Below are 12,335 nucleotides of genomic sequence, written 5' to 3' on the forward strand. Positions count from 1 at the left end.
TTTTTACATTTATAGTTTTTCTTTTTAACGTCATATTTTCTTCACATTTACTTGTTAGAATAACTTCATACCTTAATTAATAACTTTTAATTTTAATTTATTTCCCCGAATAAATTAAATAAGATGATCAACTTTCCCCGAAGTTAATCACCCTTACCCTTTTCCGACATTGCCTCCCCTTGTAATGTCGGTTTTTTATTTGCGTTCTATTTCTAGTAGTTGCTTTTTCATATTAATCCCACCGCGATAACCCCCTAAGCTGCCATCTTTTCTTAAAATACGATGACAAGGTATTACAATTAATATAGGATTACGACCAACTGCACTAGCAACAGCGCGAATTGCTTTAGGATAATCAACTTCTAAAGCTAACTCAGAATACGTTCTCGTTTCACCGTATGGAATAAGTTGAAGTTGTCCCCAAATTTCTTTTTGCAGCATCGTCCCACTCAAATTAAAATCAACGGGGATCGTAAATTTTTGAATTTCATGGTCAAAATAGGCTTGTAGTTCTTCAATTATACTTTTAAAAATCTTGTCATTCTCTTCGAATTTAGTTCTTGGATAAAATATTTCAATTTCACTTCTTAACCCATTAGGCGACCCAACAAAACTCAATCCTTTATCAGTCATCCCTAGCCAAAAATAATCCGTGCCATTAAACCAATTCATTAAGTACATGTCAAAATCTCCTATTCAATCCCAGACAAATTTGCGCCATGAACTTCTGCGATATTATATACGATGATAAATGCATTTGGATCAATCGTATGCACCTTATTTAACATTTGTTGATAATTTTGATTTTCAACAATAATCATCAACATTTCTTTGCTTTCACCTGAATAACCACCTTTAGCATCAAAGATTGTTAGACCTCTATCTATAGTTGTATTAATATCTTCTTTTAATTTTTTTAATCCCTCTTCTGTACTCATCACATATAAAACTTTTTTACGGTCCAATCCCGTTTCAATATAATTCATAATTAAATACGTGATTATTAAAGAAAAAATCGCTAAAATAAATGCTTCAGAACCCGAGACAAATATATTGAAAAAACACACAATACCATCAATTATTAATAGACTGGTTGCAGGTTTAATATTGAAATATTTTTTGATTATTAGTGGTGGAACCGTTGTTCCACCACTGGATGCATCAATTCGATAGAGAATTGATATTCCCACCGCAAAAACTGCGCCACCGACAATAACAGCTAATAATCTATCCTCGACAATATTTATTTGAGGCGTAATCGCTAAAAATAACGGTAATACAAAACTACCAATCATAATTTTTTTAGTCGTTGAACGCTCTAACATAAAATAAGCCAAGATCAATAGCGCCATGTTAATGCTCAATAATACAATCGAAACGTTCCAATTAAAAGCTGTTTCTAAAAGGATTGCAATACCAGTTGCACCACCAACCGCAACTTCTTGTGGTGCGTAGAAAAAATTAATACTTATTGCAATCATTTCTAACCCAATTAACATTAATAAAAATTGAATAACTTGTGGTTTCATCCTATTTATCATAAAGGCCCTCTTTCTGTTCTAAATTTGTAACCCCTTACTATTTAGCATACCGAATTTTATATCATAAAACAAATTTTCGATTTATGGCACAAAAAAAGCATCTCTAAACAGAGATGCTTTTACTACTTTATTCGAAACTTTCAGTTGTCATTGAAGCTTTGTATAAATCAATAACATCATTTACTGACATATCAACATAAACAGCACTATCTAATTTTCCAACTCTAACAGCTGATTCAGCCATTACTTTAAAGTTTGTTTCTTCATTGATGTCAACACCGGGTAACGTTGTTGGTACACCTAACGATTTAACCCAGTCATAAACTGATTGAATAGCTTTATCAGCAACGACTTGGTCATCATCATCTTGAATATGCCAAACATTGCGACCAAATTTAGCAAACTTAGAAACCGTATCCGCAGATAAAACGAATTTCATCCAACGAGGTGTTATAATACCTAGCCCAACACCATGAGTAATATCGTAGTACGCTGATAACTCATGTTCAATAGAATGGGATGTCCAGCCATCTTGATAACCTAATCGCATAATACCATTTAATGCCATTGTTGATGACCACATTAAATTAGCACGAGCATCATAGTTATCAGGTTCCGCAACTGCAATTGGTGCCCATTTAATAACTGTTCGCATGATACCTTCAATCATACCGTCAGAAACATCATTATTTTTTTCTTTATCAAAGTATTGCTCTGTCAAATGAGAGAAAATATCAATTGAACCAGCAGCAGTCTGCCATTTTGAAACACTCATTGTTAATGCTGGATCCAAGAATGAAACAGCTGGTGTTTTGGGACCAAAACTACCTATTTTTTCATTTGTTTCTGGATTTGAGATAACTGATCCAGCATTCATTTCAGTACCAGTAGCTGCTAACGTTAAAATATCGACAAAAGGTAATTGATCAATTTTGAAACGTTTTGAGGGGTCTAATGATAAATCCCAAGGATCTCCTTCATAAAATGCTGCTGAAGCAATCATTTTTGAAGCATCAACAACAGAACCACCACCGACAGCTAAAATAACATCAATTTTATTTTCTTTAGCTAACTTTTGACCTTCACGAACTGAACCCACTTTAGGGTTTGGTTCGATTCCTGCTAATTCAACAACATTTAAATCACTCAAAATTTTCTTTACTTTGTCATATAAACCTGAACGTTTAATTGATCCACCACCATATGTTAATAATACATTGGGACCAAATTGTGCAACCGCATCATGTAATTCTGTTTCGATACGATCTGAACCAAATCGAATATCAGTTGTATTTTTAAATTGAAAATCTTTCATAAATATAATCTCCTTTGTATTTTGAAGTTATAGTCAAAGTTATTTCAAATGAACAACTACATTATAACCCCTTTAGGCGATGTCATTCCAATACAAGCCTTTACTAAAAGAAGATTCACCATTTTACTGGTGAATCTTCTATAAATATAAACGATTATTGTGTGACTCTTTTAGCTTCATCTTTTGCATGAATCATGCTTAAAATTTTTCTTGAAATTGGTCCAACAATAATTAGTTGTAACGGTACCGCAACAATAATATTGTGTCCAACAGTAGAAAGATAAGCAGACCAGAAATGAGCAGGCATACCACCTTCAATAAGTAACCCATAAAGTGACATAAAAGCGACCATTCCACAAATCATCATTCCTGAGATTGCGAGAATCATTTGCCACATTTTATCATGATTAAGAGGTAACTTATCAGCAATTGCCATCGCAATTTTACCGACAACTAAAACATCTAAGATAAAAGCAACAATAAAACCAGGAATGAATCCAAGTAATAACGTCACAAGACCTAGTTTTCCGACTAATAATAAATTGTATGCACTCATAACGAAAACCATCATCGAGCACATTAATGTTGTAAAAATAATTCCTTCTTTTGCATTTGTTGGCATATATCATTCTCCTTAATAACTTTAATAAAATATAATGTTACACAAAATAACTCACTGTCATAAGTCTTTTTTTTGAATATTAAAGCATTCTCATTGTAAGCGATTAAATCGATTGATTGTGCTACCAATTACATTACGTTATACTATATCCATAACGATTAAGGGGAGATTTCTATGTTAATTGCACTTATATTATCTTGGATTGTTGCACTTGAACACTTATTTATTATGATTCTTGAACTATTTTTCTCAACTAGTTCAATCGCTCAAAAAGCCTTTGAATTAAGACCAGAATTTTTAAATCAGAAAGAATCAAAAGTATTAATGGCTAATCAAGGGCTATACAATGGTTTTATTAGTATCGGTCTAATGATTGTACTTTTCATTCTAACTGGTGCTGCGCTTAAATCAATGTTGTTGCTTTTTACAGGATTTGTTTTTATTGCTGCTGTTTTTGGTAGTTTAACATCTGCAAAAAAAATAATTTTAGTACAAGGATTACCTGCATTACTGGCCTTTATCGCAATTACTTTAGCTTTATAGACTAACTAAAATAACGTTAATCATTAAGATTAACGTTATTTTTTTACGCTATTTAATTTTTAACGCTTCAAGTTGAACCTCAATATCAGCTAATTTAACATCAGCCTCTAAAAGAGATGCAGCAGTATAAGCACTTTCGATTAAAGCTGTATCGTACAGATGAACTTTTTTATCTGTGAATTCCATGACCATATTTAAATTCATCTTAGCACTTCCTAAATCATAAAAAGCTAACAACTCATCGGCACTATTTTCGTCAAAAGCTGCTTGGATTTTATCAAATGATGTACCAACTCCGTTATCATCAGTCCCACCAGCTGTTGTGATTGAGACACTTGCTGCAACTTGATCTAATAGTCGCTTGATACCTTCTGCAATTTCAGGAACATGCGATACAATTACAACCCCATATGTCATACTAGCACCCCCGTTTCCAGTAATGCCTCAAATAAATAGCCACTCGACATAGCTCCTGGATCAACATGACCGACAGAACGTTCTCCGAGATATGATGCACGTCCCTTTGTTGCAACAAGCTCTTTGGTTGCTTCAACATCTGCTTGTATTTTTTCAACTGTTATTTGCTTCATTTTAATATCCCCTAAAACTGGATTCCAAACATCAATCATGGTTTTAGCTCCAACATCTGAATCACCGCGTCTTTTAATACCATCTAGTCCCGCAGCTATTAATTTAGCTGGATCATTTGTTTCTTTACTTAATTTAGACATTTCAATAAAAGCCGTTCCATAAAGTGGCCCAGAAGCACCACCAACAGATTTAATAAAGGCCATTGCGACACTTTTAAATAAGTCTGATAAGGATTCAAATTTTTGATTTTTTAATAAATCTTGAATTGTTTCGGCACCACGAGCCATATTATTTCCGTGGTCTCCATCACCAATTGGTGTATCTAGCTCACTCAAATAAGCTTTATTTTCACTTATTTTCTCTGAAAAAATCTGGAACCATTCTGTTGTATTTTCAATTGTTAGCATTTTATTATCTCCTCTTACCAAGCGATTGTATCTACCGTATAATTTAAATAAGAAAGCCATTTATCATCTTCAATTTTAAATAATGTCAAAGAAATTCCAGCCATATCTAATGATGTCATATAATTACCGACCTTTGTAAATGCGACATCGACTTTTTTATTATTTAATTGATCAAGCGTATCGTTCATAAAAATATATTGTTCCATTAACGGTGTTGCTCCTAATCCGTTAACTAAAACGGCATATTTATCATCAGATTTCATATCAAATGCAACTTTTAGTTTACTTAGTAACTCTTCAACCAATTCCTTAGAAGGTTTTAATTTTTCACGACGATATCCGGGTTCACCATGAATTCCTACGCCATATTCAACTTCATCATCTGCAAGTTCAAATCCTGGTTTACCAACTTCTGGGACGGTCGCACCACTCAATGCAATCGCAATTGTTTTAATATTTGGCATCACTTTTTTAGCAAGTTCATCTATTTCATCTAATGTAGCTCCTTGATCTGCAGCAGCACCCAATATTTTATGCATGAACACTGTTCCCGCAACACCACGTTTTCCTTGTGTATATAGACTATCTTCAACTGCAATATCATCATCTACAACAATTGATTTCACTTTAATTTCATCTATTTCAGCAAATTCTTTGGCCATATCAAAATTCATGACATCGCCGGAGTAATTTTTCACAATACAGAAAACACCTTTACCGTGATTAGCAGCTTTGATTGCTTCATAAATTTGGTCTGGCGTGGGTGAAGTAAAAACTTGTCCAGCAACTGCACCTGACAACATACCGGGACCTACAAAACCAGCATGGGCAGGTTCATGTCCACTTCCACCACCACTAATGAGTCCAACTTTATCTTCCATCGATGCCACATCACTTCTAACCATAGCTTCCGTACTATCAATTTTACGTAGGTATTGTGGATAAGCCTTAACTAACCCATTAACCATTTCACTTACAATATTTTTTGGATCATTAATTATTTTTTTCATAGTATCCCCTTTTCTGTCTGTTTTAGGTACTTCTCCATTATATTGCAAACGTTTACAAATAACCAATTAAACTAGCTTTTATTAATAATTCCATGACCATTCAATTCTCAAGACACAAAAAAAGAGTTTCCAAAATCATAACGATTTTGAAAACTCTTTTTGAAAGAACTAAATAATAAATTATTTAGCTGCGCTTGTACCGAACCATTCAATACGATCTTCAACAAGATCAGTGATTGCTTTTGTACCTGGTGCAAATAATTTACGAGGGTCATAACCTTTACCTTGTTGGTCTTTACCTTCTTCAATATATTTACGAGTAGCAGCAGCGAATACTAATTGACATTCAGTATTAACGTTGATTTTTGAAACACCCATTTTAATAGCTTTTTGGATTTGGTCTTTAGGAATACCTGAACCACCATGTAATACAAGTGGTTGTTCGATTACAGCAGCTAATTCAGCTAAGCGATCGAAGTTTAAACCAGTCCAGTTAGCTGGGTATTGGCCATGAATATTACCAATTCCACAAGCTAAGTAGTCGATTCCTGTTGCAGCAAGTTCTTTAGCTTCGTTAACGTCAGCTAATTCACCAGCTCCGACAATTCCATCTTCTTCTCCACCAATTGAACCAACTTCTGCTTCAACTGAGATACCTTTAGCATGTGCTAAAGCAACGATTTCTTTTGTTTTTTCTAAGTTTTCTGCAAATGGTAAATCATGACCATCAAACATAACTGAGTTGTAACCAACTTCGATACATTCTTTAGCAGCTTCAAAATCACCATGATCTAAATGCATAACAACGGGAACAGTGATACCCATTGATTTAATAGTGTCTTGAACAAGGTGTAAAGCTAATTCATATCCACCCATATATTTTGCAGCACCCATTGATGTTTGGATTAAAACTGGAACACCTTTTTCTTGGGCTGCAGCAAGAATACCGCGAGTCCATTCTAAGTTGTTTGTGTTAAAAGCACCAACAGCGTAATGACCTTCACGAGCAGCGTTAAACATACTTGTACCATTTACTAATGACATTTGAAGTCCTCCTAGATAAATTACAATACGTCTGTATTGCATTTTTTAATACAGGTACATTTTAGCACATTTAATCATCAGATAAAACTTTCATTTTTTAAATAAAACTAATTATCAATAATTTTAATATAAAGGCAACCGTTCATCATTGATTTAACAGACTTACACACTAACATCTTCAAATTTAAATTCATTGATATTAATTAAACCCATATCAGTTATTTTCAATTCCGGTATCACCGCTAACGACATAAAGCTTAATGTCATCACAGGATCCACCGTATCATTAATGCCGAGCTCTCTATAAGCAACTTTATTAAATAGTTCAAGCTGTTCTGATATCCATTCTCCAGATTGGTCACTCATCAATCCGCCAATTGGCAATGGAATTGATATTAAAACTTTGTTATCTTTTGTCAGGACCATCCCACCTTGAATATCTTTCAAAGTCTCAATTGCCAACGCCATATCTTGATCATTAGTTCCTGTTGTAATTAAATTATGTGAATCATGTGCAATAGAAATAGCAATTGCCCCATGTTTAATACCGTAATCTTTCAAGACACCCGTGAAAATATTTCCCGTTTCATGGTGCCGTTCAATAACTGAAATTTTAGAAACTGGAATACTTGAATCGTAGATAAAATTACCTAGTTCATCACGACTAACATTAATTTCTCTATCTATTGTAATTGCTTCGTTAGGAATTACTTCAATTGCATGAACTCTATTACTTGTTAGAGGCAGAACTAATTTTTCTTGACTAAAGTTAGCTAAATGGACTGACGATTGGACACTATCAATTGTATAGCTTTTAGTTTCTAGTAAATATTTTCCCTCTTCAGCAACTTTTTCACCAGCAATATAGACACTTGAAATTAGCATATCCGTTAAATCACTAATAATTGTTAAGTCTGCTCTAAGTCCAGGTGCAATAGCACCTCTATCTTTAAGCTCACAACACTCAGCGGTATTAAGTGTCGCCATTTGAATGGCAACTAAAGGATCTATACCTTCTTCGATACAAATTTTCAAACTATTATCTAAATGACCCTTTTCAATAATTGTTTTCGCTTGGACATCATCTCCACATAGAATGGCCCTTCTAGAATTAGTGGTTGTGACACCTTTTAATAGTGTTCTTAAATTATGCGTGACAGATCCTTCACGTAGGAAGACGTACATACCACGGCTTAATCGATTTTGCATTTCTTCAAGGGTTGAGCATTCATGATCATTTTGAATTCCTGCGGCAATATAGGCATTTAAATCTTTGTCATAAACTTGAGGACTATGCCCATCAATTCGTTTATTTAAATTTTTTGCGACCAGTAATTTATCTAAAATATCACTCTCAGCATTAATCACACCAGGGAAATCCATAAATTCAGCTAAGCCACTTGTCTCATTATTCGTGAGTGGTTTAATCATGTCTTTGGCCGAAATAACCGCTCCAGAATTTTCCATTTTTGTTGCTGGAACGCATGAAGGCAGCATGTATTGGATATTAAGGGCTGTTTCTTTAGCTGCATTAATCATATAGTCGAGTCCAACTAGGCCCGCTACATTCACAATTTCATGTGGATCTGCCATGACCGTTGTTGTCCCATGCGGCGTTATTAAACGGCCAAACTCTTCTGGTCCAACGTAGGCAGATTCTATATGAATATGTGGATCAATAAATCCTGGTGAAATATATTGACCATGAACATCAACCGTCTTATCCCCATCATATTGGCCACCGATTCCAGCAATAAGGCCATCAACAATTGCGACATCCCCAGTCATTACCTGTGCATTATAAACATCAATAATTTTGCCATTAGTTAAGACTAAATCAGCAGGAATTCGGCCAGCAGCAACATCAATTAACTTCTTTAAATTTTCTTTTTCCATCATAACTCCTTATCCTTTAAGAGATGATATCTTAATAATTGGATCAACTATTTCTAAAGCGACACAATCTACCATGCCTAAATCAGTAATTGCCAAATCTGGAATTGCCGTAATTGGTAAAAATGACATATAAAATATTGGATCAGGTAAATCACTACCCATTAAATTTGACCCTTTTCTTAGCGCAATTTCGCCAGTTTCAATTTCACTTGGTAATAAGTCGCTCATGATACCACCCACAGGTAATGCTAAAAATGAAATAATTTTTCCATCAATAACAACAATTTGACCACCGCCTGCTTTAATTAATTCATTTGTAGCAATCGACATATCATTTGCATTGACACCCATAACGACAATATTATTATCATCAGGTGCAGAAGATGATGCCATTGCCCCTTTTTTCAAGCCCCATCCAGATGTAAATCCAAGTGCCTGATTTCCATTTTTACCAAATCGTTCTAATACAGAAACTAAAGCGACATCTTTTTCTGGACTAGGTTGTACGATATTATTTTCTATCGTTAATTCAACATCTTTTCTTTTTCGAACAAAAGCACCCTGACTATTAATTGTTTGGACAGTTGCCATTCCTACTTTTTCATTAACTTTATATTCAAAATCTTTTTCAGAGGTTAACTCATGCTTCAACTGGCCTTTAAATAAATTACTTCTGATTGGTGCAATCAACATTTCACTTATTTTTTTATTTTTGGCAACAACTTTGCCCCGACTAATAACCATTTCTACATTAAATGAACTTGGCTGATCAACAATCAATATGTCAGCAAGTCTTCCTGGCGATACAGACCCAACTTGATCATCAATTCGATAAGCTTCAGCACTATTTATTGTTGCCATTTGAATTGCTGTAATTGGTTCTACACCTGCTTGAATAGCTAATTTAACAAGGTTATCAAGATGTCCTTTTTGTAAAATATCAGATGCAGTTACATCATCTGTACAGAAACTAACATGTCGTGCAATTGCTGGATTAACTTCAGTAACTGCTCGAATATTTTCTGCCAAGAAATGTGTAACGGATGATTCCCTGATTAAAATATTCATCCCATTCCGTGCTTTTTCAACAAGCTCCTCATGACTATAACTTTCATGATCTAAGCGAACACCACTTGCTAAATACTCATTCAATTTCAATCCGGTTGCCATTGGTGCACAACCGAAAATGGGTTGGTGATTATTTTGTGCGTGAACCAACGTTTTTAACGTATCTTCATCTTGTGTTTCAACAGCTTCTCTAACCGTTTCCCAGATACCGTAACATTCTGTCCATTTTTGAATTGTTTCTTGAACATCTGAATCGATGTTAAAAGCAATTGTTGATTTTGGAATTGTATATGGTGTCTTATATGGTGCACCCCAAAATAAATTAAGCGGTAATTTTTCTACCTCTTTAAAAACTTCTTGAACACCTTCTAGTCCGGCAACTGATATTGTTTCATCTAAACCAGAAATAATACTCGTTGTTCCAAAAGGTACAACAGCATTAGCAAAACTTGTCATACTCATTTTGCTACATTCAACGTGAATATGTCCGTCAATTAATCCTGGCGTTATATACTTTCCAGTTGCATCTATATGTTCCGTATCATTGCCGATATAAGCTTCAATATTACCTATCGCAACAATTTTCTCTTTATAGATAGCTACATTTGCTTGATAAATCTCACTTGTCATAACATTAACTAACTTGCCATTTTCGATTACTAAATCTGCAGGAATTTTTGCTGCACCTGCAGAAATATAGTCTTTTAACTGTGCTAACGTCTGTGTCATTTAGTTATCCACCCATCAATTTTATATGTTATTGAAGAATATTTAATACGTAAAGTAAGAATAGGAATACAAAGAACAAGATATACATTACAGGCCCGATTTCTTTTCTACGACCTGCTGCCATCATTGTAATTGGGTATAATACGAAACCAAAGGCAATACCATACGAGATGTTGTAAGTTAAAGGCATTCCGACAACCATTAAAAATGCTGGTACTGCTACTTCAAATCGACCCCAATCAATACCCTTTAATGATTGTGCCATTAAAATACCAACAACGATTAAAACGGGCGCCGTCACTTGTGATGTCACAACTGTCAGAAGTGGTGAAAAGAATAAACTTAGAACGAACATAAACCCGACAACTAATGATGTCAGTCCAGTTCTTCCCCCAACTGCAATTCCAGCTGATGATTCAACATAAGCAGCAGTTGGTGTTGTTCCCAGAACAGATCCGGCTAACATTGAAGCAGAATCAGATAATAACGCGCGACCAACTCGTGGCATTTTATTATTTTTCATAAATCCTGCTTGAGTAGCTAACCCGATTAAAGTTCCCGCCGTATCGAAAAAGGCTACCATCAAGAATATTAAAACAACAGACCAAAGTTGAAGTGAGTTAATTTTATGTAAATTTTCAACCCCTACTCCAAATGTTGGTGCCAAACTTGGAACAGAAGAAATAATATGTGTTGGTAATTTGATAAGTCCCATAACTAACCCTAAAATAGTTGTCGCAACCATTCCAATAAAGATTGAGCCAGGAATTTTTTTAGCCATTAAGATAACAATCACAACGAGTCCAAAAATTGTCAGCCATGTAGTTGGCACCGTTAGTGAACCAATCGCGACCAATGTTGATTGGTTTCCAATGATAAGTCCACCTTCTTGTAATCCAACAAAAGCGATAAACAACCCAATACCTGCGGCCATTGCTAATTTTAAGTCATGTGGAATTGCATCTATCACAATTTCACGAATTTTAAAGAACGTAATAAGCATAAAGATAATTGAGGCAACCACAACACCGGCCATTGCCGTTTGCCATGGAATACCCATTCCAATAACAACTGAATAAGTAAAGAATGCATTGTCACCTAATCCTGGAGCAATTGCGATAGGATAATTAGCTAAGAATGCCATCAAGAAACAACCGAACGCGGCAGATATTGCTGTTGCTGTAAACACAGCTCCTTTGTCCATACCCGCAGCGCCCAAAACTTGAGGATTAACGAATAATATATAAGCCATAGATACGAAAGTTGTTAATCCAGCCATTGATTCACGTTTAACCGTTGAACCTGACTCATTAATATGAAATAACCGATCAAAAATACCTGATTTTCCCTCTGTATTATTCATGCAATATAATCTCCCTATGTTGTGATTTTTTATATTATGTACAGTATATTACGCGAATTAAATAAAAAATCAATACAAAATACGCACTTTTGTAGATTTATTAACATTTAAAGTTCGTGTTTTGACTATTTTCAAAAATAAAAAAACTGTTAAAAAGGTTTTAACAACCAATCTAACAGTTTTTAAGTGCTAACTAACTTTTATAT

The 12,335-nt window shown here is 34.5% G+C and carries 12 protein-coding genes; 1 reads left to right on the top strand and 11 read right to left on the bottom strand.

Going from position 1 to position 12,335, the window contains the following annotated elements; translation table 11 throughout:
- Window positions 1–195 precede the first annotated feature (195 nt).
- From AC1RPU_RS00895 to AC1RPU_RS00910, 4 genes are all read right to left on the bottom strand, one after another.
- Window positions 196–681, bottom strand: coding sequence for a methylated-DNA--[protein]-cysteine S-methyltransferase (locus AC1RPU_RS00895; RefSeq protein WP_481760991.1), 486 nt, complete (start codon window positions 679–681; stop codon window positions 196–198).
- A gap of 11 nt (window positions 682–692) precedes the next feature.
- The gene (locus AC1RPU_RS00900) at window positions 693–1,541 is read right to left on the bottom strand and encodes a YitT family protein (protein WP_481760992.1); all 849 of its coding nucleotides are present in this window, start codon (window positions 1,539–1,541) and stop codon (window positions 693–695) included.
- Between the two features lie 127 nt (window positions 1,542–1,668).
- On the bottom strand, window positions 1,669–2,856 hold the full coding sequence (locus AC1RPU_RS00905; protein WP_481760993.1) for an iron-containing alcohol dehydrogenase: 1,188 nt from the start codon (window positions 2,854–2,856) through the stop codon (window positions 1,669–1,671).
- Between the two features lie 154 nt (window positions 2,857–3,010).
- A complete protein-coding gene (locus AC1RPU_RS00910) occupies window positions 3,011–3,478 on the bottom strand; it encodes a DUF2798 domain-containing protein (protein WP_481760994.1) in 468 nt (155 codons plus the stop codon).
- A gap of 174 nt (window positions 3,479–3,652) precedes the next feature.
- Here AC1RPU_RS00910 and AC1RPU_RS00915 point away from each other — a divergent pair, with 174 nt between their 5' ends.
- A complete protein-coding gene (locus AC1RPU_RS00915; RefSeq protein ID WP_409021750.1) occupies window positions 3,653–4,021 on the top strand; it encodes a DUF1304 domain-containing protein in 369 nt (122 codons plus the stop codon).
- A 48-nt stretch (window positions 4,022–4,069) separates the two neighbouring features.
- Here AC1RPU_RS00915 and dhaM read toward each other — a convergent pair whose 3' ends face one another.
- The 7 genes from dhaM to AC1RPU_RS00950 all read right to left on the bottom strand — a co-directional run bounded on the left by dhaM (window position 4,070) and on the right by AC1RPU_RS00950 (window position 12,129).
- Window positions 4,070–4,438, bottom strand: coding sequence for a dihydroxyacetone kinase phosphoryl donor subunit DhaM (gene dhaM, locus AC1RPU_RS00920; RefSeq protein WP_481760995.1), 369 nt, complete (start codon window positions 4,436–4,438; stop codon window positions 4,070–4,072).
- Window positions 4,435–5,019 carry a dihydroxyacetone kinase subunit DhaL gene (gene dhaL / locus AC1RPU_RS00925; protein ID WP_481760996.1) on the bottom strand — a complete coding sequence of 195 codons (585 nt, stop codon included), beginning with the start codon at window positions 5,017–5,019 and terminating at the stop codon, window positions 4,435–4,437. The genes dhaM and dhaL overlap by 4 nt, the downstream gene beginning before the upstream one ends.
- 14 nt (window positions 5,020–5,033) lie before the next feature.
- The gene (dhaK, locus tag AC1RPU_RS00930) at window positions 5,034–6,029 is read right to left on the bottom strand and encodes a dihydroxyacetone kinase subunit DhaK (protein ID WP_481760997.1); all 996 of its coding nucleotides are present in this window, start codon (window positions 6,027–6,029) and stop codon (window positions 5,034–5,036) included.
- 180 nt (window positions 6,030–6,209) lie between these two features.
- Window positions 6,210–7,073: a class II fructose-1,6-bisphosphate aldolase gene (gene fba / locus AC1RPU_RS00935; RefSeq protein ID WP_481760998.1), complete on the bottom strand. Its 864-nt coding sequence runs from the start codon at window positions 7,071–7,073 to the stop codon at window positions 6,210–6,212.
- A gap of 162 nt (window positions 7,074–7,235) precedes the next feature.
- Complete coding sequence (gene ade, locus AC1RPU_RS00940; protein WP_481761144.1) at window positions 7,236–8,969, bottom strand: adenine deaminase; 1,734 nt, start codon at window positions 8,967–8,969, stop codon at window positions 7,236–7,238.
- A 9-nt stretch (window positions 8,970–8,978) separates the two neighbouring features.
- Window positions 8,979–10,766 (bottom strand): adenine deaminase C-terminal domain-containing protein, encoded by a 1,788-nt coding sequence (locus AC1RPU_RS00945; RefSeq protein ID WP_481760999.1) that lies wholly within the window; start codon window positions 10,764–10,766, stop codon window positions 8,979–8,981.
- Window positions 10,767–10,794: 28 nt separating this feature from the next.
- On the bottom strand, window positions 10,795–12,129 hold the full coding sequence (locus tag AC1RPU_RS00950) for an NCS2 family permease (protein WP_481761000.1): 1,335 nt from the start codon (window positions 12,127–12,129) through the stop codon (window positions 10,795–10,797).
- Window positions 12,130–12,335 lie beyond the last annotated feature (206 nt).

Source organism: Dellaglioa sp. CoH-55-MRSF-7 (assembly GCF_056782235.1).

What these genes read in the sequence shown, in the direction of transcription:
- AC1RPU_RS00895 (WP_481760991.1), bottom strand. Translation starts at nt 681, where the DNA reads ATGTACTTAATGAATTGGTTTAATGGCACGGATTATTTTTGGCTAGGG.
- AC1RPU_RS00900 (WP_481760992.1), bottom strand. Translation starts at nt 1,541, where the DNA reads ATGATAAATAGGATGAAACCACAAGTTATTCAATTTTTATTAATGTTA.
- AC1RPU_RS00905 (WP_481760993.1), bottom strand. Translation starts at nt 2,856, where the DNA reads ATGAAAGATTTTCAATTTAAAAATACAACTGATATTCGATTTGGTTCA.
- AC1RPU_RS00910 (WP_481760994.1), bottom strand. Translation starts at nt 3,478, where the DNA reads ATGCCAACAAATGCAAAAGAAGGAATTATTTTTACAACATTAATGTGC.
- AC1RPU_RS00915 (WP_409021750.1), top strand. Translation starts at nt 3,653, where the DNA reads ATGTTAATTGCACTTATATTATCTTGGATTGTTGCACTTGAACACTTA.
- dhaM (WP_481760995.1), bottom strand. Translation starts at nt 4,438, where the DNA reads ATGACATATGGGGTTGTAATTGTATCGCATGTTCCTGAAATTGCAGAA.
- dhaL (WP_481760996.1), bottom strand. Translation starts at nt 5,019, where the DNA reads ATGCTAACAATTGAAAATACAACAGAATGGTTCCAGATTTTTTCAGAG.
- dhaK (WP_481760997.1), bottom strand. Translation starts at nt 6,029, where the DNA reads ATGAAAAAAATAATTAATGATCCAAAAAATATTGTAAGTGAAATGGTT.
- fba (WP_481760998.1), bottom strand. Translation starts at nt 7,073, where the DNA reads ATGTCATTAGTAAATGGTACAAGTATGTTTAACGCTGCTCGTGAAGGT.
- ade (WP_481761144.1), bottom strand. Translation starts at nt 8,969, where the DNA reads ATGGAAAAAGAAAATTTAAAGAAGTTAATTGATGTTGCTGCTGGCCGA.
- AC1RPU_RS00945 (WP_481760999.1), bottom strand. Translation starts at nt 10,766, where the DNA reads ATGACACAGACGTTAGCACAGTTAAAAGACTATATTTCTGCAGGTGCA.
- AC1RPU_RS00950 (WP_481761000.1), bottom strand. Translation starts at nt 12,129, where the DNA reads ATGAATAATACAGAGGGAAAATCAGGTATTTTTGATCGGTTATTTCAT.